We start from the raw sequence: 25,983 nt of genomic DNA on the forward strand, positions 1-25,983 counted from the left end.
GCCAGAAATCGAATGGCGGCGGTGGCAAGGCGGCGCGGCCTGGTGCATGTCGCTCAGGAGCGCGCGGCGGTTCTGGACTTCGACACGCATCAAAACAAATATCCAAGCGCGTCGCCTGACTGCGCTTCAACCCGCCGCGCTTTGAGGTGCGAACGCCTGCTTAACGGGATCGGACAGGTCTGTGTTTCGACGGCCGACATGCGGCGCGGAGCGGCCCACTCATGCGCGCTTGGGCACGGCTGCGGGCAAACGCGATATTCCCGGGCCGAGCCGCGCCTTGCCGATCGCCCCTACGCCCCCAGCGTCGGCTCGGTATTCACCTCCAGCGCCGCCTCCGCCTCATCCTCGTCGCCGAGCACCTCCCCCTTCACCGCCAGCTGCCGGCCGATCCAGATCGGGTCGACCAGATGGTCGCGCTTGGGGTTGGTGGTGTTGGGGTGGATGAGGATGCTCAAGCCCCCGTGGTTGAGCATCAGCCACGGCACCAGCGTGGCGAAAATTTCGGTCGCGAAGGAGACCTGGTACATCGCCTGCTCATGCGGGCCGACCGGCTCGTCGCGCCAATTGCCCAGGCGCACGCGGAAGCGCTCCGCGATGCGCTGGCGCAGCCATTCGGCGCGCTGCCGCTCACCGGGCCCGGCATAGTAGACATGGGCGTGATAGCTGGCGATCTCCGAAAGCGTCCTGACGTCGTTCATCGCGATGCTCCCGATGTTCCTATCCGGTGGCTGTCTTGGAATGTAGCCGATGGACGAAGGCTTTGTCTGCATCGGCGCGGTGTCCGCGACGGTGCAGATCACAGGGATGCCGCTGCCTGGCTCGTGCCCTGCGGGCGAAGGCAATCGCATCGGGCAGCGCTGGCCCGCCATTGCGCTATGCGCGATCGTCCTGCCCGGTCGCCGGAACGGCCGCGCTCACCGCTCGACCCGTCGCCGGCCACTGCCCCACAGGGCGCGCTTGAGCAGGCTGCGCTTGCGCGGGATCAGCGCGACGTCGCTGACCAGCCGTGCCCCGCCCTCGCGCCGCTCCAGCGTGATCTTGCGGGTGTGGAACGCTTCCAGCTCGGCGCGGTGGGCGACGCTGATGATGGTGACCTTCGGCAGTTCCCGGATCACCGTCTGCATCATCTTGTCCTGGCTCTTCTCGTCCAGCGCCGAGGTGGCCTCGTCGAGCACGACGATGTCGGGCGCGTGCAGCAGCAGGCGGGCGAAGGCGAGGCGCTGCTTCTCGCCGCCTGACAGCGTCTGGTCCCAGGGCGCCTCTTCCTCCAGCCGGTCCTTCAGGTAGCCGAGGCCGACCTTGTCGAGGGCGGCGTCGATCGCCTTCGTCTCCCAGTTGTCGGCGGCGGCGGGATAGGCGGTGGCGCGGCGCAGCGTGCCGGACGGGATGTAGGGACGCTGCGGCAGCATGAACAGCCGCTTGCCTGGGTGGAAATCGACCCTGCCGCTGCCCCAGGGCCAGAGGCCGGCGATGGCGCGCACCAGCGTCGACTTGCCCGAGCCGGATTCGCCCGACACCAGCACACGCTCGGCGGGCTCGATCGCGACCTCGGTTTCCTTCACCACGGAGGTGCCGTCGTCAAGCGTCACGGAGAGATTGTCGAGGCTCAGCATGGCGCCGTCTTCGGTCTTGCCGCGCTGGATGCGGCCCAGCCTGTCGTTCATCTCGGCGCGCTCCAGCCCGTCGAGCGACATCATCAGCGAGGCGATGCGGTGGGCAGACGCGTTCCAGTCGGCAAGGCGCGGATAATTGTCGACCAGCCAGCCGAAGGCGCCCTGCACGATGGCGAAGGCGGAAGCCGCCTGCATCACCTGGCCCAGCGACATCGAGCCGTCGAGGAATTTCGGCGCGCACAAGAGCACCGGCACGACCGGCGCGAACAGGCTGGAGCCTTGCGAGACAAGTGCCGTGCGCATGTGCTGGCCGGTGAGCCGCGCCCAGCGGCCGAGCACGCCGGCGAAAGTGCGGTCGATGCCGGCGTTCTCCTCCTCCTCGCCGCCGAGCAGCGCGATGCTCTCGCCGTTTTCGCGCACGCGCGTCAGCACGTAGCGGAACTCGGCCTCGGCCTGGTTCTTGTCCTCGGAAAGCTGGACGAAGCGGCGGCCGATAGCGAACATCGAGGTCGAGGTGATGGCCGCATAGATGACCGCGGTGACGACGAGGAAGCCGGGCACGGTGACGGTGGAGCCGCCGAGGGTAAAACTCAGCGCGCCGCCGATGGTCCACAGCACCACGATGAAGGTCGAGGCCGACAGGAAGGCGTTGAGGACGCCGGCGACGAAATCGACGGGCGATTCCGTGGCGATGCGCAGATCCTCGGTCAGGCGGGCCTCCGGGTTGGCGTGGTCGCCCTTGACGAGGTTGAGCTGGTAATAGCGGCCGCTGGCCAGCCAGCGCGCGATGACGGCGGTGGCCAGCCAGGAGCGCCAGCGGCGCTGCATGGTCATGCGCAGGTAAACCTGGGCGACCACCAGGCTGATGCTGCCGGCGACCAGCGGCAGGAAGATGGCGCTCAAGACATAGACGGTGTGGGCGTCGCGCTGCTCGATGGCGTCGAAGATCGCGCGGTTCCAGCGGTTGATGCCGTACTGGAAGCCGACATTGACGCAGATCAGCACGAGCAGCCCGATCGTCAGCGGCCAGGCGAGCCTGTCGCCGCGCAGGCCCCAATAGCCGCGCCCGCTGATCCAGAAACGCCGCAGCAGATATTTCTTGCGCGCCCGCTCGGCCTCCTGCGGCGTAAGCTGCAGATCCGGTTGCACGGCTTCCGGCGGCGGCGCGGCCTCGCCGACGACTTCGGAGGCGGCTTCGGCGGGCGGCGTTCTTTCTTCTCCAGGCTTGTCGCCTGCCGGCTGGTCGCGCGGTTTCACCTGGCGCGGCTCATCGTGGCGCGAATTCGGTTTCGGTTTGGGCTCGGCCGGGGGCATCGCGCGACAACGGCCTGCCAATCAAAAAGTTTCATGGGTGCCGCCGGCGCGGCTGCCGGCCACTTCGGGGCTGATCCTCCCAGCCGGGTGGCCCCGCTCCGGGAAGGAGCGATCAGGCGGCGTTGCCGCTCTGGGAACCGCGCGGCGGCTCGAAGAAGGCCTCGGCGACCGAACTCCCGGCCGCGTCGAAGGCGAGCGCGTCGCGCATCGGAAGTGCTGCCGAGAAAAGATATCCCTGCGCGATCAGACAGCCCAGCGAGCGCAGGATCATGCGATCGGCGTCGGTCTCGACGCCCTCGGCCATCACCTCGATGCCCAGCGTCCGGCCGAGGCCGATGACCATCTCGACGAGGGCCTGGTCGTCCACGGATTTCGCCAGGTCGCGCACGAAGTCCTTGTCGATCTTGATCTTGCGGATGCGGCTGTCCTTCAGCGAAGCCAGGGTCGAAAAGCCGGTGCCGAAATCGTCCAGGACGATCGATATGCCCGCATCCGCCAGGCGCCCGACCTTTTCGTCGACCCGGTCGCGGTCGACCGGCGCCTCTTCGGTGATCTCGATCTCGAGCATCGCGGCGGGCACGTTCCTCGCCTTCAGGCCGTCCAGGATCATGTCGTCGACATTGCCGGCCTCGAGCTCGCGCGGCGAAAGGTTCATCGCGACGCGGACATCCTGGCGTCCATGTCGCACCAGTTCCCCGATCATGGTGCAGCAATTGAGAAACACCGTCTCCGTCAGCAGGGAAAGCAGGCCGGTTTCGCGCGCGGCGGTGACGATCTCGGGCGGCGAGATGGCGCCATGGACGTCATGGTGCCAGCGCAGCAGCGCCTCGAAGCCGACGACCGCGTTGTCATCCAGCCGCACCAGCGGCTGGAACCACGAGCAGAGCCGGCCCGCCTCGATGGCGCCGCGCAGGTCGCGCTCGATGCAGTTCTTGCGTTCAAGCGCGTTGTCGAGTTCGCCGTCGAACAGGCAATATTCGTTCCTGCCGCCGCGCTTGGCCGCGTAGAGCGCGAAATCCGCCTTGAGCAGCATCTCCGTCAAGCGCGGCTTTTCCGATTTATAAATGCCGATCGACGCGCCGACGCGCACCGAATTCAAATCCGGATCCGGATTGGCGATGGCAGCGATGATGGCGGATGCGAGTTCGCCGGCCCGCTGCCGGGACCGGCCGGCGGAAAAAAGCAGCACGAACTCGTCGCCGCCGATGCGCGCGATCGTCGCGCCGTCCGGCGCGTGATCCTCTATCCGCCGCGCAACCTTGACCAAAAGGCCGTCGCCGATGTTGTGGCCATAGGTGTCGTTGACGGATTTGAAGCCGTCGAGATCGATCAGCATGGCCACGAACGGGCCCTCGGAAAGCCCGAGCCTGGCGATCGCCTGCTCCAGGCCATAGCGGTTGAGCAGATTCGTCAGCGGATCGCGCCTGGAGTTGCGCTCCATCTCGGCGGCGAACTCGCGCGCCTCGTATTTGAGGCGGCTCGTCTCGCGGAAGCGGGATTGTCCCAGCAGCGCGCTTCTGATCATCCCGCCCAGAAAAAGCAGGATGGTGAAGGCGAGCACGTAGTTTTCGACACCGCCATGCACCAGCACGCAGCCGGCGGCGGTGAGCAGCGGCAGCGTGACGAAGTTGACCGAGGCCGGCGCATAGGAGGTGCCGTAGGTGACCGAGCCGGCCGAGGTGCCGGCGAGCACGATGAGATAGAGCGGCGCCTGCGGCGTGGTGTATGCCTCGCTGAGCAGCGCCAGAAACGACCAGGCGATGCCCGAGGCCAGCGCCAGCAGGCCAAAGCGGGAAAGCCGGGCGCCGATCGCCTGCGGCCTGTCGTCGGCCGCGTCCGGTCGGGCGATGGCAAGCGCCACGCGCGCGCCATTGATCAGGGCGATCGCGGCAAACCACAACACCGCGGCAAGGCCGCCGCCCGACAAAAGCTGCACCGCCAGGATCAGGGCCGACAGCACTGTGCCGATCGGCATCGAGATGAAGACGCCTTTGCACAGATCAGCAAGCTGATCGTGCAGGATGCCCGCTTCCACGGTTTCGCTCCGCCCCTCTGCGGAGGGACCTGCAAGCAGCCGCTCGTCATGCCTCGTCATGATCATATTGGTTAGGCGAGCGGGGTGAAAATCATGTTAAGGATTTCAGCGCTTTACGGCGCAACCAAGCGCGAGGGGCAACCTCACGAAAGACGGTTCACAGATTATGGACAATAGGCTCGCCCTGCCGCCCGGACCAAGTGCAGTTGCAGCCGGTGAGGGGTCGTCGGGACGAAGAGAGGCCTTGTAAACGCTTCGGGAATCCCAATTTCGCAACGATCCGAGCCGTCGTCGTAGACAAGCACCCCATGCGAAATCCGTAGAGTGACGTTCGAGCCGAGACGTGATCCGTCGGACCACCTGTCCAAAGCGGCGGCGGTGTCGGGCATGGCCAAACCTTGATACGCTTGGATCACGGGAATGAGCCGCTTCGCTCCCAGCATCGCGTCCCAAATCCAATGAGGGAGCTGCGTGACCAAGAAATCGTTCCAGCCGTCCGGAGCCTCTATGTGATCCGCAACTCGCTGAAGCCAGACCATACGACTCCTCAACCCGCGATGGAAGTTTGGCGGCCACGGTGAAAACAGGAGATGCCCGGGCATTTGGTAACGCAAATTGCCGCTCTTCGTGCGGCCCCATGGCCAAGGACATTCCAGGCCAGCGTCGGTCGACCGAACGAGAAGCACGCCTTTTGTTTCGCGGATGATCGGCCATAAATTTTTCGCGGGCGAGTGTCGAATCGCGTCGTGAAGCTGCGCCATGGCCAGAACAACTGGAACGGCGTTGGCCAGCTCTTCAATCGCCCTGGACACGTGCTGGCTTTGCTGGCGTATATACTCTTCCGCCAGGGGACGGCTTATACTTCTAAGGTGGTCGCGATACGCCCACATATGTGCACTGTAGGCCTCATCAGTGCGCTTAATCACCCATCAACCCTTCCAAAGCGTTGCTCAACTGTGCGGTCAAATAGAGATACGCTATTTCATTTCGTCATGGGAAGTTAAAGCGCGGCCGACTGTTGGAGTGGATGATTAATCATGGAAGCCCCTGGCCCGGCCATACTGAGGCTGATGCAAGGCCTCGCCCAGGAGGTGACGGCGCTCAGGCCGGAACTGCTCAACGGCGACGCGACCGTCGGCGAGCTGGCCTGGGTCTGGGCCAAGGACTTCGACGTGCTTGGTCCGTTCTGGAGGCATCGGCTGTGGTTCGCCGGTGAACGACTTGCCGCCTGGGGCTGGGCGTGCGTGCCGCACCAGGCGCCGCGCGGCGACGGCACTATCCTCGAGGTCGAGGTGGCCAACCTGACCTGGCAGACGCATCCGAACCGGCCGGAGCTGTTTTCCGAAATCCTCGACTGGTATGACGATGTGGCCGGGAACGCCGACCGGCTGCTGACGGTGCAATCCGCCGATCTCCAGGCGCAGGCCATCGTCGCCGCGCATGGCTACGCCTTCGATGCGGAAGCCGGAGGGGATGACGGCTCATGGGTGCAGTTCAACATACGGGAATTGAGGGATGTGCCGGAGCCGGTGCTGCCCAAGGGGTTCAGGTTTGTGACCGCCAGCGACGTCTCGGCGGCCGACGCGGTCAAGGCGCACCGCGACGCATGGCAGTCGTCGCGCTTCAACGAGGCGGCGTTCAAGCGCGTACGGCTGATATGGCCATATCGGGCCGACCTGCATGTGCTGATTGCCGCGCCCGACGGCACGCTGGCCGCGACCGCAATCATCTGGCTGGACGAATTAACGCAAACCGCCGAATTCGAGCCGGTCGGCACGCACCGCGATTTCCGCCTGCGCTGCCTAGGTACAGCCTTGCAGCTGCATGGCATGCGGTTGGCCAAGGCGGCCGGCGCCAAACGCATGCTGGTCGCCTGCCGCGGCGCACCGGCGCATCCGGCCGCCCGTAACCTATATTACGGCGTCGGCTTCCGCCCGATCAGCCGCGACCTGCCGCAGATGAAGGTGGCCACAGTTCGATGAGACTCACGATCTCGCTGCCAATGCCCTAAAATGGTTCTCATGAGGAGCCGCCCGAAATGAATTCCAAAACCACTTGCGATCACAATCCGGTCTTTGAGAATTTGAGCCGAGAAGAACTCCTCGGCAATCTAGGCCCAGGTGACATAGTTCACGGCGTTTGCCCGGGTGGAGCGGTTCTGGTATGCCTCGTTCTAAGCGTCGACGAGACAACGATTTTCACGCGCAGGGTAACGACACAACAGTCCTGTAGGTTCGATCGAAAAACGGGCGTCGCCATTTTCCGGCGACGGCTGGCTCGAAGGCAATATCACTTCAGTCGAGCCGCTGCCTCCGAAGATCCACAATGTGTTCTTGGACATGGACCGTCAGTACCGCTTGGGCCATCGAAGCGGACGGGACTTCAAGCTGAGCGATCCGTGGAAGAAAGCCCTGCTGTTCATCCACGACCATTATGCTCGCTATCCAATCGGAGAATGAAGGCGAGCGAGCGGATACAGACAGCGGCGAATTCGCCGATGGCCTACAGGAATTGATCGGCATGGCACGGCGCGAGAAAAACCCTATCGTGTTTGTGTGACCGGCAAGCCAATCGGAGCCCCAACCCATGACCCTCACCAACCGAGACCTCATCGAGCTCACCGAATGGCGGCGCAGGCTGCACCGGCAGCCGGAGATTTCCAACGAGGAGGAGAAGACGGCCAGGGAGGTGGTGAACTTTCTCGCCGACACCGGACCGGACAAGGTGCTGACGGGCCTGGGCGGGCACGGCGTGGCGGCGGTCTATGACAGCGGCGAAGCCGGGCCGACGGTGCTGTTCCGCTCGGAGCTCGACGCGCTGCCGATCGAGGAGCTTTCGGGCGTCGAGCATGCCTCGCGGGCGCCGGGCAAGTCGCATATGTGCGGCCATGACGGGCACACCGCGATCCTGGCGGCGCTCGGCCGCCAGTTCGGGCGAGAACGGCCGGCGCGCGGCCGCGTCGTCCTGATGTTCCAGCCGGCGGAGGAAACCGGCAATGGCGCGGCCGGCGTCGTCGCCGATCCGCGCTTTTCGGAGATCGCGCCGGACTTCGCGTTTTCGCTGCACAACCTGCCGGGGGTGCCGTTCGGCGAGGTGCGGCTGAAAGCCGGCACCGTCAACTGCGCCTCGCGCGGCATGCGCATCGCGCTCGACGGCAAGACCGCGCATTCCTCGATGCCCGAAACAGGCACTTCGCCGATGATCGCGGTGAGCGAGCTGATGCCGGCGCTGCCCGCGCTCGGGCGCGGCACCTTCGCCGACGACGATTTCGGCATGGTGACCGTCACCCATTGCGCGATGGGCGAAGCGGTGTTCGGCATTGCGCCCGGCTCTGCGGAAGTGTGGGCGACGCTGCGCACCCGCCGCGACGAGCGCATGGCCGAACTGGTCGCGGCGGCGGAAGCGCTCGCGACAGGGATCGCCGCCAGGCACGGTCTATCGGCGCGCTTCGCCTATCATGAGATCTTCCTCGCCAGCGTCAATGCGCCGGACGCGGTCGAGCATCTCAACCGCGCGCTCGACCAGGAAGGCGTTTCGCGCAGCGAAGAGACCCTGCCGATCCGCGCCTCGGAAGATTTTGGCATCTTCGGCCACAACGCCAAATCGGCGATGTTCTTCCTCGGTGCCGGCGAAAAGCACCCTTCCCTTCACAATCCGGACTACGACTTTCCCGACGACCTGATCCCGATCGGCTCGCGGATCTTCATGCGCACGGCGCGTAACCTGCTGGGGTGACGTGGGTTGAAGATCATCACGGCGCGTGCTCGAACAGCGCCTACCGCCATGCTATTTGATACTGCTTCGCTCCCGGATTTCTTCGCCCGCGACGCGGTCGTCGTTGCGCGCGCGCTGATCGGCGCGAGGCTTACGCTGAACGAGGTCGGCGGCATCATCGTCGAGACCGAGGCCTACCGGCCGGACGATCCGGCCTCGCATGCCTATCGCGGCCGCACGCCGCGCAACGCGCCGATGTTCGGGGTTCCCGGCACCGCTTATGTCTATCGCTCCTACGGCCTGCACTGGTGCCTGAACATGGTCTGCCTGCCGGGCAGCGCCGTGCTGATTCGCGCGATCCAGCCGCAATTCGGCATCGCGCGGATGCGCGAGCGGCGTGGCGGCGATGATGACAGGTTGCTTTGCTCCGGCCCCGGCAAGCTCTGCCAGGCGCTCGCCATCGACGGCTCGCACAACCGGCTGCCGCTGACCGCGCCGCCTTTCGCATTTGCTCGCTCCGAAACCGATCCGGCGGCGATCGTCAGCGGACGCCGGATCGGCCTCACCAAGGCGATGGATTTCGAATGGCGGTTCGGACTCGCCGGGTCGCTCTACCTCAGTTGCAAGTTCTGAGCGGGGCGGCGGCCCGGCATGCCAAGCACGGCGCCTGACTAGTCCCGGCCGTTGCTGCCTTCACCGATGCTTCTCGACGAGAACTCTGCAGCGAGATGACAATTGGTCGATCTTGCTTTCAAGATCGCATTTGCCCATCGGTTTCATTGGGCAAAGCCGCGCATAGTCACCGCGACATCGCTTGCCTTCGAAAATTCTGAACGTTCTTACCTGCATGGGGTTGGTCCCGCTGACCGCACTGGGCACTATTCCGGGTCCAGTGTCCATCGCGCCATCTCGGCCCGATCCCCTACCGCCGCCGCCCCTGCCGCCGCCGCCTTTGGCCGATACCACGCCACCAAAGGCGGCGCTTACGACACTTGCACCCAGTATGGAAAGCAATGTGCGGCGTGACATAAACATTGTTCGCTCCCTCCTCACCCTCTATTCAGACGACGTAGAAACGTGGTGCCCCGACCGGTACGGCAATCTGATTTGCTTGGAGGTCATCGCCGATCGGGCACGGTGTGCCGTGGCCTCCGACCACATTTTCGCTGCTGGACTCTCGAACTCGGGCGCCTCCATCTCGTCGACGCATTCAGTCGTCAGCTTGCGTCTGGGGTTTGCAAGGAAATCGGCAGCTACCTTCGACCCGCAAGGGTCAGAATCTATTACGTCATGTCCGATTCCGCGAAAAACCACGACTTGCCCGAAAGGAAGCATTTCGGCCGCGTGGTTTGCCCAGCCGGTTGGCGTTGCCGGATCATATTCTCCCGACAACAGAAGAGTGGGTATGTCGGTGCGTCTTGGCTGTTTCTGGTGTGCGGGGCCCTTCTCGAGGATCCAAAGTGGACATGCCCATGAGTAGTCATCAGATGCGACCCATTTTGCCCAGTATTGCTCCTGCTTGCCGCTCAGATCCGGTGGATTATTGTCGGAACACGTTACGGAGAAGTCCATCCCTTGGGAAATGTCCAATTCATCCGGCTGGAAAACTATATCTGCGAGCTGACTAAAATCTTGCTTATACGTTCTTTCGATAAGATACGGCAACATTACGATGTCTTCGCGATCGTAAAGCATACCGAATATTATATCCAGGAACTCGCCTCCAGAAACGTATGTGTATCGGGCCTCTTTATTGGCGTTACGCAACAATATGGGTTGCCGATCCAATTGCCTGACAATGACCTTAACCGCATCGGATATGCCCGTCATGCAGCTATTTGCTTTCTGGCAATCCCGCTCCAGCAAATGAAGCGACCGCTCCAGATTTGGACCGTCGTCACTCAGATAATTGATATCCAATGGCACAACCGAGTCCAATATGCTCGCGGAGATACCTTCTGGGTGCTGATTCATCACTGCTAACGCAAGTCTTGTTCCGTAAGATACACCATAGAGAATCCACTTTTCTATCCCGAGAGCATTCCGAATGTCATTAATATCCTCTGCGTTTTGCTCAGTGGTATAGGCTTCGAGATCAATCCCCTTTGCGGTCAGTGCGGTCTTGCATGCGATAACCTCTTTCTTCCGTAAGTTATCGAAGTTGTTGTCGCCTTGTACATTTGACAGAATGGCGTTCCAGTGATCAGGCTCAAAATACGGAGAACAGTCCAGGGTCGGAGCAGATCTACCAATTCCCCGCTGATCAACAACGATCACTCGGCGCCCAATCATCCAACTTTGGACGCCAATAAATTCCCACCAATCATCAATGTCCTTCCTACTGGCAATGTCAGCGGACTGGCCCGGCCCTCCCGTGAGAAACACAATAGGTTCGTGCCGTTCAAGGTCCGGTTCGAAGACGACTACCGACAGAACAACCTGATTGCCGGTGTTTTTCTTGCGGTTTTCAGGCACATTGAGGGTCCCGCAGGTCATTGTGCGATCCCGTGGAACTTCGAACCAGCAGTTTGCTTTCTTGAACTCTCCCGCATGAAGCTCCCCGCACTGCGCGCAAATGAGAAGCACAACAGACGAGATCGCTAGAGAGAGAATCCGATGATCCGCTTTGTTGAGTATTCGCCATAAAAGTACAAGCATCTATCCCCCTCATGTGAAGTGATGCCTAAGCAATCGCTGCACTTGCCCAAAGTACCCAAGCAACCCGCCACGCAAAAGCCGTCGCATTGGCTATTTTGTAATGGCGAGCCAGTATTTACCCTGTCATTTTTGAATTCTTGTTCGTATCCCCACTTGGTACTCCGAAATCATGCATCATTAGCATATTCTAATATTAAGGTCGACGCAAGTTGAACAAATGGGGATCTAGCGGTTTCGATTGATCTATGCCGTGACGGCCTCCCCGCGATCCGCGTAGCGGCGGCCCCGATACGCGGCGCGATTCTCCTCGCCCGCGACGCGGTCGTCGTTGCACGCGCGCTGATCGGCGCGAGGCTTACGCTGAACGAGGTCGGCGGCATCATCGTCGAGACCGAGGCCTACCGGCCGGACGATCCAGCCTCGCATGCCTATCGCGGCCGCACGCCGCGCAACGCGCCGACTGCCTGCCGGGCAGCGCCGTGCTGATCCGCGCGATCCAGCCGCAGTTCGGCATCGCGCGGATGCGCGAGCGGCGTGGCGGCGATGACGACAGGTTGCTTTGCTCCGGCCCCGGCAAGCTCTGCCAGGCGCTCGCCATCGACGGCTCGCACAGCCGGCTGCCGCTGACCGCGCCGCCTTTCGCATTTGCCCGCTCGGAAACCGATCCGGCGGCAATCGTCAGCGGACGCCGGATCGGCCTCACCAAGGCGATGGATTTCGAATGGCGGTTCGGACTCGCCGGGTCGCCTTATCTCAGCCGCCGGTTCTAGGCTAAATTGCTTCCACGCCGCGTTCGGCCAGGACAATTCGAGACGGCGAACTTGCGCTGGCGCTCCTCAAACTTCCCTGGTTTCGAAAAGGAACATCTGAACGCCCGACTCGTCAGGCGCGTAAAGGCGGCGATCGGCCCCTGCGGCTTGCCCCTCCGGACTCGCCATCCCCTTCTTCATGGCGTCGAGATCGTCAAAATGCAGCGTCCCGATCAGGTAAACATCGGATGGCCCGGCCACCGTCGTGATCGGTCCATGACTGATTTCATATTTCCTGAGACCGGGAATCTTTTTGGCCAGAGGGATGTGCGTCTCGAAATAGTGCTTGTCGAACGCTTTCACATCAGCCGGCTGCTTGTAGATGACGATCATTCCAGCCATTTTCGGCTCTCCTTTTCCATGGTCGACGAACCAAGGACGAAACAGCGGGCGGAAACGGAACGAGGCGTTGCAAAAAATGGGGAGAGACGGCGGCGACGCGCGGCTGTCCTGTTCCTGCGCCCGCCCTGTCGGAGGTCGTCGCGCTTGCCGCGGAAAGCGTTCTGTGTTCTCTCCGCCACAAAATCAGCGGGGACTTTCAAGGATGAGAATTGCGGTGGTCGCCGCGCTGAGCGCGGCAATGGCTGGATGCGTGTCCGCTCCCGCCGACTACGGCGCGTCGCTGTCGCAGCAGGACCCGAAATTTGCCTCGCCGGAATGCCAGCAGGCCCGCGCCGCGGCTGCGGACTATGCGCAGCGCGAGAAGCAGCATCCCGGCTGGGGCTTCGGCGTGTTGCTTGGACCTTACAGCATGGGAATGGTGGCGGCGGTCAAGGAGCACGAGCGGCAACAGCGACTGCTTCTCGCCCGCCAGATGCATCTGCAGTGCTCGAGCCAGCCGCTGCCGAGGGAACTGGATTTCGATCCGGCAACCTACGCCCCGAAGCAGACGCGTTACCCGTAGGCTGGTTGGCCGCGCCTCGTTGCCGATCAACTTTCCTGCCACGCTTTCAGCAGCGGACCCTCGCTGCCATAGACCGGGTCCTTCTCCGGCCGGACGACCTTGGGAATGGTACGCAGTGCCTCGTCGTGCTGCTCGGCACGCGTGCACAGATCATAAGTGCCGAAGGGCGGATAGGCGCCGACGACCAGAAGATCGGATGACGAGGACAGACGCTGGTGGCCGGTGCCGGCGGGCAGGATCGCGATGTCGCCGGCCCTGACGGTGAGCACTTTGCCCTTGTCGCCGCCGAAGCGCACTTCGGCCGTGCCGCGCGCGATGCCCAGCACTTCGTGGATGCGCGAATGGTAGTGGACGTAATCGTAGATGCCGTCGCGCCAACCGTCGCCCCAGCCATTCGTGCTGAAGAGATCCTCGAAGACCGCGGCAGGATTGACGTCGTCCGGCAGCGTCACGGCTCCAGGGTAGATGATCATCGGCCAGCGCGGATGGTTGGGCACAAGGCCGTCATCCTCGAAGCGGAAGGTGAGCGGTTCGCGCTGTTCGACAAGTTCCCTAAGCTTGGCCTCTCCCGGCATGGCGTGGCCTTTCCGGCGCTCGATTGCTGACTGTTGTCAACCAGCGGCGGCGCGCTTTGGTTCCCGGGCCTGTCGCGCCTTGCCGCGATTGGCGAAGGCGAACATGACGTCGGATCCCCCTTGCGGTGGAGATTGGCGGTTTCGCCGCCGGCTCTCGCTTGCGGATGCCTACACCTCGAGCATGACCTTGATCGCGCGGCGCTCGTCCATGGCGCGGTAGCCTTCGGCGACCCGCGCCAAGGGCAGCTTGAGATCGAAGACCTTGCCGGGCTTGATCCTGACCGCGAGCACGCGCTCCATCAGATCGGGCAGGAAGCGGCGCACCGGCGCCGGGCCTCCCAGCATGCGCTTCTGGCCGAAGAACAGGCGCTGGCCGTCGAAGCTGACGCCATGCGGCACGCCGACATAGCCGATGGTGCCGCCGGGGCGCGAGCAGGCCAGCGCCTGGTCGAAGGATTCGGCCGTGCCGACGCATTCCAGCACCGAGTCCGCGCCGACGCCGCCAGTCAGTTCCTTGATGCGCGCCACGCCTTCTTCACCGCGTTCGGCCACGATGTCGGTCGCGCCGAACTCGCGGGCGAGTTGCTGGCGGCTTGCGTGGCGGCTCATGGCGATGATGCGCTCGGCGCCCATTTCCTTCGCAGCGAGGACGCCCATCAGGCCGACCGCGCCGTCGCCGACGACCACGACCGTCGATCCCTCGCGGACCTCGGCCGCGTCGGCCGCGTACCAACCGGTCCCCAGCACGTCCGAGACGGCCAGGAGGTCTGGCACGAGCTCGGCAGGCGGAACCTCGGCAGTGGCGACCAGTGTGCCATCCGCCAGCGGCACCCGGGCGTAAGGGGCCTGGGCACCCGACATGAACTCGCGCTGCACGCAGGAGGACTGGAAGCCGAAGCGGCAATGCGGGCAGGTGTTGTCGGAGAGGCAGAACGAGCCGACGACGAACTGTCCGGGGCGCACATCGCGCACCTCGGCGCCGACCTCGACGACGATGCCGCAATATTCGTGGCCCATATGCTGCGGGGCGTTCACCTGCTGCAGCCCGCGATAGGGCCACAGGTCCGAGCCGCAGATGCAGCTGGCCGAAAGCTTGATGATGGCGTCGGTCGGACGCAGGATTTTGGGATCGGCGACTTCCTCGCAGCGGATGTCACCCGGCTTGTGGAGAACGGTTCCGAGCATTTTGCATTCCTTTCGTTCGATCGGGATGGAGGTCAGGGGGAAAGGTCAGGCGCCGTAGTCGGCGTCGCCGACATGTTCCAGCCAGTCCACGACCTTGCCGTCCTTGGTCTCCTGAACGGCTATGTGGACCATCGCGGTGTTGGGCGACGCGCCATGCCAATGCTTCTCGCCGGGCGCGAACCAGACGACGTCGCCGGGCCGGATCTCCTCGACCGGACCGCCCGCGCGCTGCACGCGGCCGAGGCCGGAGACGACGATCAGCGTTTGCCCGAGCGGATGCGTGTGCCATGCGGTGCGGGCGCCGGGCTCGAAGGTCACCTGCGCGCCCTGCACCCGCGCGGCGTCGAAGGGGTTGAAGAGCGGATCGATGCGCACCGTGCCGGTGAACCAGTCGGCGGGGCCCTTTGCGGAAGGCCTCGTGCCTGCGCGAAGAATGTCCATGGTGATCTCCTGTCAAATGCGTTCGATGCGAAGCGGGAACTCGCCGCGCATGTGCAGGGCCTGCTGGCCGCCGTCGAAGCGACCGAGCCTGATCAGCCCGGGATGGCGATAATCGCCGTAGAACATCGCCAGATTGCCCCAGGGCATAAAGTAGCAGAGGTCGTAGGGCTGCTCGTCGCCGAACGGACCGCTGCCCTTCTCGGTCAACTTGCGCGGCAGGTAAGCGATCTTTTCGTTGTTGCCATAGTCCTTGATCGTGAGATGGAGCGGCAGCATGGAAAGGAAATCCCGCGCCGAAGGATTGTCATAGAGCGTGGCCGTCATCGTGCGGCCTTCGAACGTCATGCTGATCCTCATGTCGATAGGCTCCTGGCTGGCGGGGTCCCTGCCCTCCTGGCTGTTGGCCGCTCCTGGCGGAACCGCTGTTGCAAGCGCGGCGCAGAGCACGGCTCGTCGGCTGATCGGTTGTTGCTTCATCGATAATGTCCCCCGCGCGCCGTCGCCGCGACGGCAAACAGCGCCGAGCCGAGAAGCAGCAGCGCGCCGAGCGCGAACGGGCTCCACCAGCCGGCGCTGTCGAACAGCAGCCCGCCAGCGAACGCGCCGAAGGTGATGGCGAACTGGATCAGCGCGACTTGCAGCCCGCCGCCCGCCTCCAGATCGTTCGGGATCACCTTTGTCATCCAGGTGTTCCATGCCACCGGGATCGGCGTGGTGAACAGGCCCCAGAAGACCAGCAAGGCCGCGGTGGCGAAGGCGAACGGACCGAGCGCGATCAACGACAGCGCAATGATCGCCAGCGCCGCCGGCAGGCCGATCAGCACCGCACCGAGATGCGCGCGAAGAACGAAGCCGACGAGCGACGTGCCGACCAGGCCGGCAAGCCCGAGGCCGAGCAGGACCATCGAGAGCGCGTTCACATCCAAGCCGGTGACGCCTTCGAGGAAGGGGCGCAGATAGGTGGAGAGCGCGAACTGGCCCATGAAGGCGAGCGTGGTGGCCGCCATGCCGATGGCAAGGACGCGGTTGCCGAGCAGGCCGAACATTTTGCCGGCCGAGGCCTGCTCTCCGGCGGGCATTTTGGGCAGCACGGCGAGCTGCCAGACGATCGCGGCGAGGCCGACGGGAACGACGATGAAGAAAGCGCCGCGCCAGCCGACCAGGCCGCCGAGAAAGCTGCCGAGCGGCGCCGCGATCACCGAGGCGAAGGCCGTACCGCCTTGCAGCATGGCGATCGCCCTCGGCAGGTCGGCGCCCGGGACGATGCGAGCCAGGATGGCCGTCGACAACGACCAGAAGCCGCCGATCGAGACGCCGATCAGGACCCGGCCGAGCATGAAGACCAGATAATTCGGCGCCAAGGTGACCGCCAGGCCGGAGACCACGAGGACGGCCGTGTAGAGCAGCACGACCGTCCGCCGGTCCAGCCGCGACAGCAGCGCGTTGCCGAACAGGCTGGTGAGAACCGCGAAGAAGCCCGAGACGGAAATCGCCTGGCCGGCCTGTCCCTCGGAGATGGCGAGTTCATTGGCGATGGGCGTGAGCAGGCTGACCGGCATGAATTCCGATGCCACCAGCACGAAGGTGAGCAGCGACAGGCATGTCACCGCGCCCCATGCGCTCTGCTCTTTCAGCAGTTGGGCTTTCGCCAATTGACCGTCGTAAGTCGTGTCCATGTGCAGCGGCCCGCCGTCGAGCCCTCCATTGATTTCGCTGGCGGCTATATAAACCGCTGGCACTATCCCGATTAGCCGTTGCAATCCGCATGGACTTATCCATTTATGATATGAATTGGCCGAAGGCCCTAGACCGCAGTTCCAGTGGCGGCCGAACCGGAGCGATGCCATGCAGCGCGAGGACCTGAAGGATTTGCTTTGGTTCCTGACGGTGGCCAGGGAACGCAGCTTCACCAAGGCGGCGGCTGAACTCGGCACGTCGCAATCGACGCTCAGCCACACCATCAAGCAGCTGGAGGCACGGCTCGGCGTGCGGCTCCTCACGCGCACGACGCGAAGCGTGGCGCCGACGGAGGCCGGCGAACGGCTCTACCAATCGCTGCTTCCGCGTTTCGAAGGCATCGAGGCCGATCTGTCGAGCCTCGTGGCGTTTCGCGAAAGACCAGCCGGCACGGTGCGCATCACGCTGTCCGACCATGCGCTGCAAATGACGGTCTGGCCGAAGCTGCAGCCGGTGCTCGGCGACTATCCCGACCTGCGCGTCGAGCTCTACAGCGACAACGGCATGCGCAACATCGTCGAAGAGCGCTTCGACGCCGGCGTGCGTCTGGGCGAAAGCGTCGACAAGGACATGATCGCGGTGCGGATCGGCCCCGACTGGCGGCTGGCGGCCGTCGCGTCGCCGGACTATTTTGCGCGCCGCCCCGTTCCGAGAGTCCCGCAGGACCTGGTCGGACATGACTGCATCTGCCTGCGCCAGACGACCTTCGGCGGGCTCTATGCCTGGGAGTTCGAGAAAAAGGGCCGCGAGCTTCGTGTGCGGGTGGACGGGCAACTGACCTTCAACACGACCATCCCGATGGTCGACGCCGCGCTCAGCGGCTACGGCATCGCCTACGTCCCGGAAGACCTCGTCAGCCAGCATATCGCGGAGGGACGGCTGAGGCTGGTGCTCGACGACTGGAGCCTGCCCTTCCCCGGCTACCACCTCTACTATCCGAGCCGCCGGCAGCTGTCGCCGGCGATGGCGGTGGTGGTCGACGCGCTGCGATACCGGGGGTGAGCCGGCGACGGCGTCGGTTGACAGTCGCGTGCCTTTGGCATCGATTGCCTGTCGTAACACCGCTGACGCCTGACACCGAACGATGACAGCCTGTGAGCGGACGCGGCCGTGTCAGTCTCGTCTGTTTCCCGCCATCTCCATAACGCGACGGTGAAGGCCCTTGATGTCAGGTGAGACCACCGGTATTGGCTTTCCGGCCGCATCGGCGAGCTTCTGGTGGAAAACCAGAAACTTCGAGGACACGACCGAGCCGACCTCGTCATACGCGGGATTGGCGACCGCCTCCTCGAGTGGAATGAAGGTCACGCCGGCTGCGACGAAACGTGCGAGAAGGGCGTCAGCGACCTCGGCAAAGAACGGCAGCGTGTGGCCGAGCGCGATGGCCGGCACTTCGCGGCCAAACCATGTCACCAGCGAGGACTGGTCGTAGCTAAGCTGCGCTAATGAGGCTTCGACGAATTCGCGCTCTAGCCACATCATGTTCGCGCGGTCGTTGCGGTCGCGCGCGTTGAGCCAAGCGCGGTTCCACGTCCACTCAAAAAGCCAAGTAGTCACATCGGCGACTTTGTAGCCCTTGGCGGCAAGATGACGCGCAACTGTGTCGCGCTTTTCGGCCGTCTCGCCCCAATGGCACACAGGGTAGCGGAAGAACCGGGTTGGTGCGCGGTCGAGCCATTGCGCGAGGTAGGCATCGGCGTCGTCGATCTCGCGGCAATAGGTCCGCGCGTCAATGTCCGGCAGCTCTGGGTGGCTATGCGTATGGTTGCCGATGTAGTGGCCTGCGCTGGTCCAGGCATCCATTGCTCCGGCGAGTTCCGGATGCCTGGTGAGAGCCCAGGAATTTCCGAAGCCGTAGACACCAGAAATGCCGTTCTTCGCCAGGGCATCGGAGATCCGCTGCATGATTAAGGCGGCGGTATAGCCCTCGGGCGGATAACTTTGCGGCCAGAGAGGAAGGTCATCAATCGTCATTGCAACGCGCATGGCAGTGCTCCCGAGTGTCGCACTCTTCACGAAACGTCGGCTGCCAGGCTTCCGCAAGGTTGCCGTTAGACACCAGCCAGCGTCTCTTTCCACTGCGAAACCGGCTAATAGGTCCGCGGCGGCTTTTACCTGGACGTTCTAGACCGTTCTCTCTACCTTGGCGTGGGCAGAACCAGGGAGACCTTGAGCCGCGGTGCGAAGAAGCAGCGCAGATAGGGCTGGTGGGTTATGACGTAGTTGTTCTCGCAGATATGGTATTGGTCGTCCGGCGATTCCTGCACGCGATCTCGCGGGATGTTGAAGCCATCGGGCAAATAGAGGTAGCCGCCATCGGCCCTGGATTGCACTGAGGACTGCGGTATCGGGCGGCAATCCCTGCCGCCGCAACATTTGAAGTTCGTTACCGGGTCAACCTTGTTTTCGTACCAGTCATGGGCATTGGCGCCCGTCATGGCGGCAAAGCACATGGCTGTGAGGATGACCCTTCGCATGGCATTCCTCGATGATGCGGAGGCGCTGATCATTTGAACGTCATGTATATTAGCGTTCTACCAGAAACGCCATTGGCCTGCGCAGGGCCGATAATCGACGCCCGGCACCCAAGGAGGCGAAAGCCGGATCCTCGGACAGAGGCTCCGGCCCTTCCCCGGTCAAACAAGCTTCTGCCCGCCGTCGCCAGCGGCAGGCTGGTGCGGCCCTTCGACCACGCGCTGAAGGCCGTCTCCAGCTTTTACCTCGTCTACCCGCCCGAAGCGATCCGCCAGCGCAAGGTCAAGGCGTTTCGCGACTGGGTAGTGTCTCAGAGCGCCGCTATAGCCCCGCTGTCTGCACTGGCGCAACCAAGACGCGGATCGAGGGCAATCCCGATCCGGTGCATGTCAGCACCTCGCATATCGAGCGCGCCAATCTCACCATGCGCATGGCAAACCGCCGCTTCACCCGCCTTACCAATGCGTTCTCAAAGAAGTTCGAAAACCATGTCCACATGGTCGCGATCTACACCGTCTGGTACAACTTCATCAAAATGCACAAGACGTTGAAAATGACGCCAGCAATGGCCACTGGCGTGTCCAAGACGCTCTGGTCAATGGAAGACCTTTGCGAGAAGATGGACGCCGTTGAGCCGCAGCGGGCAAGCGTGGCCCTTACAAAAAGCGCCTAAAGGGATAATGGGTAACGAGAGTTTCGCCATCAAGGATGACTTCTCTAAAGATTTGGAAGTTCATCTAGGAAACAATCAACTTCGGTTCGTCATCACTGATACGTTACCCTGGCCAGATGCAGAAGCGACAGCTGCACACTTAGAGATCATATCAACGAGAGCGAACTCCTATCTGCAGATTGCGAGCAGCGAACAGTTTCGACAGAGGTATCCACGAACCTCGTTGGACAAGGTGTCGATTGTGCTTCGATTCCGCTACGAGCCCGCTCCGGCTGCGGAGCGGGTTTTGGCTGGAATTTCAAAAAATCTCGCAAAAGATGGCGTTCGCTTCCGCCACGGTATGGCCGCGGAATACCGGCGAGCGCCGGTCAAATTTCAAACTGAGACACTACCCGCGACTGGCTGTTTGCGGAGATCGCGCCGGGCTGAGCGGCAAGGAGCGTGGCGCCATCGACAATTCGGAGGATAGCGTCCATGCCCGCCGCCACGCGCGACGGCTACTTCACCTTGACGACGACCTTGCCTTTCGCGCGCCCCGCCTGCACGAAGGCCAACGCCTCGTTGGTTTGCTCGAACGGGAAGATCCGATCGATCACGGGGTGTATTGTTCCGGATTCCAGCAGCGGCGTGATTTTGCCCAGCTGATCGCCGTCGGCCCACATGAAAAGGAACGAGTAATTGACGCCGGCATGGCGGGCCCTCTTCCGGATGCCACGGCTCAAGGCGTGCATGGCCAGCCTGAGCACGATGTTCAGCCCCAGCTTCTTGGCAAATGCGGGATCCGGCGGACCGGAAATGGAAATGAGCTGCCCACCCGGTTTCAGCACACGCAGCGATTTCTCCAGTGTCGCGGCGTCCTGGCTGTTCACGACGACATCGTAGTTCGAGAGCACCTTCTCGAAGTCTTCCTTCCGGTAGTCGACCGCGATATCGGCGCCAAGACTTTCGACCATATCCGTGCTGGCCGCGCTCGCCGTCGTTGCGACTGTCGCGCCGAGATGCCTGGCCAGCTGGATGGCGAATGTACCCACGCCGCCCGACCCTGCCTGGATGAAGACTTTCTGGCCTCGCCGCAGCCTGGCCTTTTCCACCAGCACCTGCCACGCGGTCAGGCCGACGAGCGGTATGGAGGCGGCTTCCTCCATGCTGAGGTTTTTTGGCTTCAAGGCGACATCGGCCTCGTTCATGGCAATAAACTCGGCGAATGTTCCGATTTGGCCGTCGCGCGGCCGTGCATAGACCTCGTCGCCGGGCTTGAACCTGCGGACTTTCGATCCGACCCGGATGACGATCCCGGCAACATCGTGCCCCAGGACGAAGGGCGGGCGATAGCGCAGGAAGGATTTGAACTCCCCATCCCGGATCTTGGCATCCAGGAGGTTGACGCCGGCCGCGTGAATTTCGACCAGGACATCATCGTCCTTGATATCGGGCGTCGGCACCTCGACGAGCCGCAGGGCGTTCTTCTTTCCGTACTTGTCGACGACAAAGGCTTTCATCAGGCGGCTTCCTGAATTGGTTCCTGCTGCCTGGCAAAACCGGCCGGGCCTTCGGACAGGCATTGTGCGCGTGGAGTGTCAGGCCGGCAGGCGGAACTGCTTGCGCAACACCTTGTCGAACACCGCGGCGGGCGCGAAGCGGCGCAGGAAGCTCACCTGCCTCGCGGCCTTGCCCGCGGTGTAACGCCGGCCCGGCCGCTTGGCCCCGGCGGCCCTGACGACGACCTCGGCCACGACTTCCGGCGGATCGGCCTTGGGCATCACGTCGCGCAACAGCGCGTCGACGCCGGCCCTGGCCTGGTCGTATTGCTCGATCGTCGAATCCGGTTCCATCCCGTTCTGGTCGAAGACCGTGCGAACGAACGCCGGCTCAATGACCGAGACACGGACGTTGAAGGCGCGGACTTCGTGATCGAGCGATTCAGAATACCCTTCGACGGCGTGCTTGACGGCTGAATAATGGGCGGAATACGGCGCCGGGACTACCCCAAGGATCGAACCGATGTTGATGATGCGCCCGCCACCCTGTCGCCGCATCGCCGGCATCACCGCGTTCGTCATCCGCACGACCCCGAACAGGTTGACGTCGAACAGGGCTTGAACCTGCTCGATCGACGATTCCTCCGCGCCGGCCTGCAATCCAATGCCGGCATTGTTGACCAGAAGGTCGATCCGTCCGGTTCGCGCAAGCACGGTGGAAACGAGCAGGTCGACGGATTGGCTGTCGGTCACATCGCATTTCAGCATGGTCACCCGGCCTGGACCGCTGTCGTTCGCTCGCCGGCTGGTCCCGAAGACAGTGAAGCCGGCGCGCGCCAGCGCCTCGGCGGTGGCGCGGCCGATGCCGGAGGAGGCACCGGTCACGATAGCAGTCTTTCCAGAATGTGCGTTCACTTGATGCTCCAATTCGCCTAGCTTTTTTTCGTCGTTCAGATTATGATCATACTATCATATTATGGTCGTAATGCAATAGCAGCACGAAAGGAAAGCCCATGCGCTACGAAAAGGGCCGCAAGGACGCATCGCGCAGCCGGATCATCGAGGTCGCCACCGACCGTTTTCGCGGTGACGGCATCGCCGCGTCCGGGCTGGCAAGCATCATGAGCGACGCCGGGCTGACGAACGGAGCGTTCTATCCGCACTTTCAATCCAAGGCGGCGCTTGTGCGGGAATGCGTGGCGACTGCGCTGGTGGGACAGTCGGGTCAGATTGCGGAGGCCCTGGACGCCGGCGGCCTGCCGATGGCGATAGACACTTATCTGTCGGCCGCGCACCGCGACAATCCAGAGAAAGGTTGCGCTTCGGCCGCGCTCTTGCCGGAAATCGCGCGCGAGCCGCATGAAACGCGTCGTCTCTATAGCGAGCACCTGATCGCCTTAGTTCGCCAGGTGTCGGCGGCTCTTCCGTCACAGACGCGCGACCCGGAGGATGTCGCGTTCGGCATTTTGGCGACCCTCATCGGCGCCCTGCAACTGGCCCGCGCGGTGGAGGAAACGGAATTGTCGGATCGCATTCTCGCGGCGGGAGCAAACGCGGCGCGGGCAATGATCCAACCGCACGCGGATGGCGAAGGCAAGGTTGTCGAGAAGTCGAGCGAGCACTGACCGTTTGGTGCGGGGTGAAAGCCTTTCGCGACTGGCCGTTCTCGCAGATGGCGCCGGACTGAAGCGTGCGCTTGCCCAAATCTGCAACTTGCGAAGTTGTGCCGATTGCGCGATGCTCCGCAACCATGGCTGGCGAGTATCTGGACCATAAATTGGAATGCCCGTTTTGCGGCACGATCCGCTTGCAGATTCCGGCCGATGCTCAACCCGCAACGCCGATCCACTGCGCAGAGTGCGGCAAATATCTCGGCACATGGGACGAGCTTCAGTCCGATTTCGAGATGCAAGGCGGCACCGACGGCGTGTTCCGACTGGACAAGGGACGTATCCAGAGGCTCAGCCAATGATGGCCGCCGCTGGCGGCTTGGAGAGGCTTGTTCTCGACTGACCGCGTCAGGACATCGGATCGTGCTCGTGGGCGATATCCAGCTGGCGCGAAGCCGCGTCCAGAATATCAGCCGGCAGCCACCCCGCGCCGACACGACAGGCACGATGTCCCCCTATCGAAGCGGGACGCTCCCGCAGCCGCCAGGACCTTGACGGCCCGGTCTCATAAACCCATATCGCAGCCAGGCGCGGACCGTTGACGGTCCCGCCTGTCCCAACTCAAAAATTGTTCGTTCGACTTGGAGGATCTTATGAACGATCGGATGTTTGACAGCCCGGTTTTCGTGAAGTGCGGGAATAGTCTCGTACAGGAAATCGCGTGCCTCGAAGACGCCCTGGAATTTCTCTACGAATGGCCCAGGAACAGGCGCGGCGACATTTATGAAACCGCGCTGCGTGCCTGCCAGCGCGCGTTCGACGGCGGCTATCCGCTGACCGCCGCCAGAGAGGCGTTTTGCGGTTTCGCGAAGTCGGTCAAAATCCACGAGGAAGTGAGCGCCGGCCTGCCCTGGATGAACGCCGGCAAAGGCAATCGAGGCGGCGGGCTGATCGCGTAGGCTCGTGCTGGAACGAGGCAGTCGCCATGCTTGCCAAACCGTTCGAAACACCCGTGCGCATCTGGGTCGGAATGGGATTCCCGCGCCAATTGAACACCGTCGCGGACGCCTACCAGTTCGCTGTCGACTGGTGTGGCAACAGCCCTGAGCAGAAGGCGGCGATCCGGGCTTGCAAGGCCGCGTTGGCCGGGGATATCGACGCCGAGACGGCGAAGGGTGTTTTCGTTGCCTTTGCCCGCCGCAAGGACATCCTCATCGAGGATGGACCAATTCCTCCTCCGACAGGAAAAGCTCGGCCAAAGCATGCCTGAACGACGAGAGGCGGCGGCCGCGCCGCCTCGTGGCGGGCCAAGGCGCGTCGCGCCGAGATGGATCCAGGCGCCGCGCTTTCCAGTCTTTGTGTTGATGCATGTCGTTCGCCCAAAGCCGCTGCACAGTTTTGGGCGACGTGCATCAGCTGCCTTCCGACTGGCTCAGCGGGGCTTTTGATTTCCAAATAGAGGCAACCGACGGCATGGGCGGTGGGGGGCGTTGGGGAGCCGCCGGTTACCAGAACGAGGGGCCATGGAAATCACAAATGCATAGGCCCTTATGCGATAATGCCAGCTTTCCGCGCGCTTGGGAACTGGCTTCCAGCTTAAAATTCAAACATCTAGAGGAGAAAGCGCAGAATTACGATGATCTTCGCGCTGCTGCCTGCGACAGGAACCACATCGGCCGTGCCGCGTCATAGAGGCAGGTTCCCGTCCTGGAGTGACTTCGATGGCCAGGCTCCTTCTCGTCGTTGCGTTGGCGTTGGCGCTCGCATGCGGCGGAACGCTAGCCGCCAAGCTCGACCTCGACACGGTCAATCAGGCGCAATTCAGCGAGGGCGAGCCGAAGGGCGTCGATCCGATGCTGCTCAAGGCGCAGATTCTTCTCGACCGCGCCCGCTTCTCCCCCGGCCTGATCGACGGCCGCCTTTCCGATAATTTCGCCAAGGCCGTCGCGGCCTTCCAGGCGGCGAACGGGCTGCCGTCCGACGGCAAGCTGACGCGGCAGACCTGGGACAAGCTCGCGACAAGTTTCGCCGGCCCGGTGCTTACAACCTACGACGTCACGGCCAAGGATGTGCGCGGGCTCTTCACCAGGCGGATCCCCACCCGCATGGAGCGGATGGCAGATCTCAAACGGCTCGGATACCGCAGCGCCCGGGAGAAGCTGGCGGAGCGCTTCCACGTCGGCGAACAATTGCTCATTTTGCTCAATCCCGATACCGGGTTCAGGAAGGCCGGCACCACGCTGGTGGTGCCCGATGTCGGCCGCGGCGATCCGCCCGCGGCCGTCGCCAGCGTCGAGGTCGACAAAGGCGCCCGGCTCGTGCGCGCGCTCGATGCGTCAGGCAAGCCGCTCGCGGTCTATCCCGCCTCGATCGGCAGCGAGGAAAAGCCGGCGCCGAGCGGCGCGGCCGAGGTCAAGCGCGTCGTGCACAATCCGACCTATCACTACAATCCGAAATTCGCTTTCAAGGGGGTGAAGACCAAGCGGCCCTTCACCATCGCCGCGGGCCCGAACAATCCGGTCGGATCGGTCTGGATCGACCTGTCCATCGAGAGCTACGGCATCCACGGCACACCCGACCCCGGCAAGATCGGCACGACCTTCTCGCATGGCTGCATCCGACTGACCAACTGGGACGCCGAAGACCTCGCCGCCATGGTAAAGCCAGGCACGAAAATCGACTTCAAGGACGGAACCGCCGAGGACTGAAGCGTGCGGCACCGCCGGCAGGATCGCGGACCCGCTGCATAAGCCAAATTTATC

24 protein-coding genes and 2 pseudogenes are annotated in these 25,983 nt (G+C 63.3%); 12 read left to right on the forward strand and 14 right to left on the reverse strand.

Annotation, left to right across the window (positions count from 1 at the left end):
- Positions 1-290: 290 nt before the first annotated feature.
- The 3 genes from F3H96_RS13045 to F3H96_RS13055 form a co-directional block, all read right to left on the reverse strand.
- Entirely contained in the window at positions 291-698 is a 408-nt protein-coding gene (locus F3H96_RS13045; RefSeq protein WP_149802149.1) for a DOPA 4,5-dioxygenase family protein, read from the reverse strand.
- A gap of 216 nt (positions 699-914) precedes the next feature.
- Complete coding sequence (locus tag F3H96_RS13050; protein WP_149802150.1) at positions 915-2,927, reverse strand: ABC transporter ATP-binding protein/permease; 2,013 nt, start codon at positions 2,925-2,927, stop codon at positions 915-917.
- A gap of 112 nt (positions 2,928-3,039) precedes the next feature.
- Positions 3,040-4,962 (reverse strand): GGDEF domain-containing phosphodiesterase, encoded by a 1,923-nt coding sequence (locus tag F3H96_RS13055; protein WP_244619990.1) that lies wholly within the window; start codon positions 4,960-4,962, stop codon positions 3,040-3,042.
- 1,037 nt (positions 4,963-5,999) lie between these two features.
- Here F3H96_RS13055 and F3H96_RS13060 point away from each other — a divergent pair.
- From F3H96_RS13060 to F3H96_RS13070, 3 genes are all read left to right on the forward strand, one after another.
- Complete coding sequence (locus tag F3H96_RS13060; RefSeq protein ID WP_149802152.1) at positions 6,000-6,944, forward strand: GNAT family N-acetyltransferase; 945 nt, start codon at positions 6,000-6,002, stop codon at positions 6,942-6,944.
- Between the two features lie 604 nt (positions 6,945-7,548).
- On the forward strand, positions 7,549-8,697 hold the full coding sequence (locus F3H96_RS13065; protein ID WP_149802153.1) for an amidohydrolase: 1,149 nt from the start codon (positions 7,549-7,551) through the stop codon (positions 8,695-8,697).
- 48 nt (positions 8,698-8,745) lie between these two features.
- The gene (locus tag F3H96_RS13070; RefSeq protein WP_149802154.1) at positions 8,746-9,309 is read left to right on the forward strand and encodes a DNA-3-methyladenine glycosylase; all 564 of its coding nucleotides are present in this window, start codon (positions 8,746-8,748) and stop codon (positions 9,307-9,309) included.
- 423 nt (positions 9,310-9,732) lie between these two features.
- Here the strand turns inward: F3H96_RS13070 and F3H96_RS13075 are convergent, their stop codons facing one another.
- A complete protein-coding gene (locus F3H96_RS13075) occupies positions 9,733-11,334 on the reverse strand; it encodes an alpha/beta hydrolase (RefSeq protein WP_149802155.1) in 1,602 nt (533 codons plus the stop codon).
- 267 nt (positions 11,335-11,601) lie between these two features.
- Between F3H96_RS13075 and F3H96_RS13080 the strand changes: the two are divergent.
- A pseudogene (locus F3H96_RS13080) lies at positions 11,602-12,104 on the forward strand (DNA-3-methyladenine glycosylase).
- 66 nt (positions 12,105-12,170) lie between these two features.
- Here F3H96_RS13080 and F3H96_RS13085 read toward each other — a convergent pair.
- Positions 12,171-12,485 carry an EthD family reductase gene (locus tag F3H96_RS13085; protein WP_149802156.1) on the reverse strand — a complete coding sequence of 105 codons (315 nt, stop codon included), beginning with the start codon at positions 12,483-12,485 and terminating at the stop codon, positions 12,171-12,173.
- A 202-nt stretch (positions 12,486-12,687) separates the two neighbouring features.
- Here F3H96_RS13085 and F3H96_RS13090 point away from each other — a divergent pair, with 202 nt between their 5' ends.
- Positions 12,688-13,047, forward strand: a complete 360-nt coding sequence (locus tag F3H96_RS13090) for a hypothetical protein (protein ID WP_149802157.1) — start codon at positions 12,688-12,690, stop codon at positions 13,045-13,047.
- 26 nt (positions 13,048-13,073) lie between these two features.
- On the opposite strand, the gene F3H96_RS13095 is transcribed toward F3H96_RS13090, so the two are convergent.
- The 5 genes from F3H96_RS13095 to F3H96_RS13115 all read right to left on the reverse strand — a co-directional run bounded on the left by F3H96_RS13095 (position 13,074) and on the right by F3H96_RS13115 (position 16,924).
- The gene (locus F3H96_RS13095) at positions 13,074-13,622 is read right to left on the reverse strand and encodes a cupin (protein ID WP_149802158.1); all 549 of its coding nucleotides are present in this window, start codon (positions 13,620-13,622) and stop codon (positions 13,074-13,076) included.
- Between the two features lie 168 nt (positions 13,623-13,790).
- Positions 13,791-14,807 (reverse strand): zinc-dependent alcohol dehydrogenase family protein, encoded by a 1,017-nt coding sequence (locus F3H96_RS13100; protein ID WP_149802159.1) that lies wholly within the window; start codon positions 14,805-14,807, stop codon positions 13,791-13,793.
- Positions 14,808-14,852: 45 nt separating this feature from the next.
- Entirely contained in the window at positions 14,853-15,248 is a 396-nt protein-coding gene (locus F3H96_RS13105; RefSeq protein WP_149802160.1) for a cupin domain-containing protein, read from the reverse strand.
- A gap of 12 nt (positions 15,249-15,260) precedes the next feature.
- Positions 15,261-15,725, reverse strand: a complete 465-nt coding sequence (locus F3H96_RS13110) for a cyclophilin-like fold protein (protein WP_149802161.1) — start codon at positions 15,723-15,725, stop codon at positions 15,261-15,263.
- Entirely contained in the window at positions 15,722-16,924 is a 1,203-nt protein-coding gene (locus F3H96_RS13115; RefSeq protein ID WP_149802162.1) for an MFS transporter, read from the reverse strand. The genes F3H96_RS13110 and F3H96_RS13115 overlap by 4 nt, the downstream gene beginning before the upstream one ends.
- Positions 16,925-17,093: 169 nt before the next feature.
- On the opposite strand from F3H96_RS13115, the gene F3H96_RS13120 reads away from it, so the two are divergent.
- Positions 17,094-17,987, forward strand: coding sequence for a LysR family transcriptional regulator (locus F3H96_RS13120; protein WP_149802163.1), 894 nt, complete (start codon positions 17,094-17,096; stop codon positions 17,985-17,987).
- 111 nt (positions 17,988-18,098) lie between these two features.
- Here the strand turns inward: F3H96_RS13120 and F3H96_RS13125 are convergent, their stop codons facing one another.
- Positions 18,099-18,971: a polysaccharide deacetylase family protein gene (locus F3H96_RS13125; protein WP_149802164.1), complete on the reverse strand. Its 873-nt coding sequence runs from the start codon at positions 18,969-18,971 to the stop codon at positions 18,099-18,101.
- A 152-nt stretch (positions 18,972-19,123) separates the two neighbouring features.
- Positions 19,124-19,462, reverse strand: coding sequence for a hypothetical protein (locus F3H96_RS13130; RefSeq protein WP_149802165.1), 339 nt, complete (start codon positions 19,460-19,462; stop codon positions 19,124-19,126).
- Between the two features lie 308 nt (positions 19,463-19,770).
- Between F3H96_RS13130 and F3H96_RS30495 the strand changes: the two are divergent.
- Positions 19,771-20,070 (forward strand): annotated as a pseudogene (locus F3H96_RS30495) (IS1 family transposase); the annotation flags it as partial.
- Positions 20,071-20,630: 560 nt separating this feature from the next.
- On the opposite strand, the gene F3H96_RS13140 reads toward F3H96_RS30495, so the two are convergent.
- Together F3H96_RS13140 and F3H96_RS13145 are read right to left on the reverse strand one after the other, a co-directional pair.
- Positions 20,631-21,632 (reverse strand): NADP-dependent oxidoreductase, encoded by a 1,002-nt coding sequence (locus tag F3H96_RS13140; protein ID WP_149802166.1) that lies wholly within the window; start codon positions 21,630-21,632, stop codon positions 20,631-20,633.
- Between the two features lie 78 nt (positions 21,633-21,710).
- Positions 21,711-22,526 carry an oxidoreductase gene (locus F3H96_RS13145; RefSeq protein ID WP_149802167.1) on the reverse strand — a complete coding sequence of 272 codons (816 nt, stop codon included), beginning with the start codon at positions 22,524-22,526 and terminating at the stop codon, positions 21,711-21,713.
- 98 nt (positions 22,527-22,624) lie between these two features.
- Between F3H96_RS13145 and F3H96_RS13150 the strand changes: the two genes are divergently transcribed.
- The 5 genes from F3H96_RS13150 (at position 22,625) to F3H96_RS13170 (ending at position 25,929) form a co-directional block, all read left to right on the forward strand.
- Positions 22,625-23,236 carry a TetR/AcrR family transcriptional regulator gene (locus F3H96_RS13150; protein ID WP_149802168.1) on the forward strand — a complete coding sequence of 204 codons (612 nt, stop codon included), beginning with the start codon at positions 22,625-22,627 and terminating at the stop codon, positions 23,234-23,236.
- Between the two features lie 125 nt (positions 23,237-23,361).
- Positions 23,362-23,583 (forward strand): hypothetical protein, encoded by a 222-nt coding sequence (locus F3H96_RS13155; protein WP_149802169.1) that lies wholly within the window; start codon positions 23,362-23,364, stop codon positions 23,581-23,583.
- Positions 23,584-23,874: 291 nt separating this feature from the next.
- Positions 23,875-24,180: a DUF982 domain-containing protein gene (locus F3H96_RS13160; protein ID WP_149802170.1), complete on the forward strand. Its 306-nt coding sequence runs from the start codon at positions 23,875-23,877 to the stop codon at positions 24,178-24,180.
- Between the two features lie 26 nt (positions 24,181-24,206).
- Complete coding sequence (locus tag F3H96_RS13165) at positions 24,207-24,491, forward strand: DUF982 domain-containing protein (RefSeq protein ID WP_149802171.1); 285 nt, start codon at positions 24,207-24,209, stop codon at positions 24,489-24,491.
- Between the two features lie 451 nt (positions 24,492-24,942).
- A complete protein-coding gene (locus tag F3H96_RS13170; RefSeq protein WP_149802172.1) occupies positions 24,943-25,929 on the forward strand; it encodes a L,D-transpeptidase in 987 nt (328 codons plus the stop codon).
- Positions 25,930-25,983 lie beyond the last annotated feature (54 nt).

Source organism: Mesorhizobium sp. NFR06 (assembly GCF_900115245.1).
Lineage (GTDB): Bacteria > Pseudomonadota > Alphaproteobacteria > Rhizobiales > Rhizobiaceae > Mesorhizobium.

Bases quoted from the DNA above. Each gene is read 5' to 3' on its own strand.
- F3H96_RS13125 (WP_149802164.1), bottom strand. From the start codon at position 18,971: ATGCGCGTTGCAATGACGATTGATGACCTTCCTCTCTGGCCGCAAAGT.
- F3H96_RS13110 (WP_149802161.1), bottom strand. From the start codon at position 15,725: ATGAAGCAACAACCGATCAGCCGACGAGCCGTGCTCTGCGCCGCGCTT.
- F3H96_RS13045 (WP_149802149.1), bottom strand. From the start codon at position 698: ATGAACGACGTCAGGACGCTTTCGGAGATCGCCAGCTATCACGCCCAT.
- F3H96_RS13070 (WP_149802154.1), top strand. From the start codon at position 8,746: ATGCTATTTGATACTGCTTCGCTCCCGGATTTCTTCGCCCGCGACGCG.
- F3H96_RS13160 (WP_149802170.1), top strand. From the start codon at position 23,875: ATGAACGATCGGATGTTTGACAGCCCGGTTTTCGTGAAGTGCGGGAAT.
- F3H96_RS13065 (WP_149802153.1), top strand. From the start codon at position 7,549: ATGACCCTCACCAACCGAGACCTCATCGAGCTCACCGAATGGCGGCGC.
- F3H96_RS13100 (WP_149802159.1), bottom strand. From the start codon at position 14,807: ATGCTCGGAACCGTTCTCCACAAGCCGGGTGACATCCGCTGCGAGGAA.
- F3H96_RS13150 (WP_149802168.1), top strand. From the start codon at position 22,625: ATGCGCTACGAAAAGGGCCGCAAGGACGCATCGCGCAGCCGGATCATC.
- F3H96_RS13140 (WP_149802166.1), bottom strand. From the start codon at position 21,632: ATGAAAGCCTTTGTCGTCGACAAGTACGGAAAGAAGAACGCCCTGCGG.
- F3H96_RS13095 (WP_149802158.1), bottom strand. From the start codon at position 13,622: ATGCCGGGAGAGGCCAAGCTTAGGGAACTTGTCGAACAGCGCGAACCG.
- F3H96_RS13115 (WP_149802162.1), bottom strand. From the start codon at position 16,924: ATGGACACGACTTACGACGGTCAATTGGCGAAAGCCCAACTGCTGAAA.
- F3H96_RS13090 (WP_149802157.1), top strand. From the start codon at position 12,688: ATGAGAATTGCGGTGGTCGCCGCGCTGAGCGCGGCAATGGCTGGATGC.
- F3H96_RS13130 (WP_149802165.1), bottom strand. From the start codon at position 19,462: ATGCGAAGGGTCATCCTCACAGCCATGTGCTTTGCCGCCATGACGGGC.
- F3H96_RS13120 (WP_149802163.1), top strand. From the start codon at position 17,094: ATGCAGCGCGAGGACCTGAAGGATTTGCTTTGGTTCCTGACGGTGGCC.
- F3H96_RS13170 (WP_149802172.1), top strand. From the start codon at position 24,943: ATGGCCAGGCTCCTTCTCGTCGTTGCGTTGGCGTTGGCGCTCGCATGC.
- F3H96_RS13050 (WP_149802150.1), bottom strand. From the start codon at position 2,927: ATGCCCCCGGCCGAGCCCAAACCGAAACCGAATTCGCGCCACGATGAG.
- F3H96_RS13060 (WP_149802152.1), top strand. From the start codon at position 6,000: ATGGAAGCCCCTGGCCCGGCCATACTGAGGCTGATGCAAGGCCTCGCC.
- F3H96_RS13085 (WP_149802156.1), bottom strand. From the start codon at position 12,485: ATGGCTGGAATGATCGTCATCTACAAGCAGCCGGCTGATGTGAAAGCG.
- F3H96_RS13165 (WP_149802171.1), top strand. From the start codon at position 24,207: ATGCTTGCCAAACCGTTCGAAACACCCGTGCGCATCTGGGTCGGAATG.
- F3H96_RS13105 (WP_149802160.1), bottom strand. From the start codon at position 15,248: ATGGACATTCTTCGCGCAGGCACGAGGCCTTCCGCAAAGGGCCCCGCC.
- F3H96_RS13155 (WP_149802169.1), top strand. From the start codon at position 23,362: ATGGCTGGCGAGTATCTGGACCATAAATTGGAATGCCCGTTTTGCGGC.
- F3H96_RS13075 (WP_149802155.1), bottom strand. From the start codon at position 11,334: ATGCTTGTACTTTTATGGCGAATACTCAACAAAGCGGATCATCGGATT.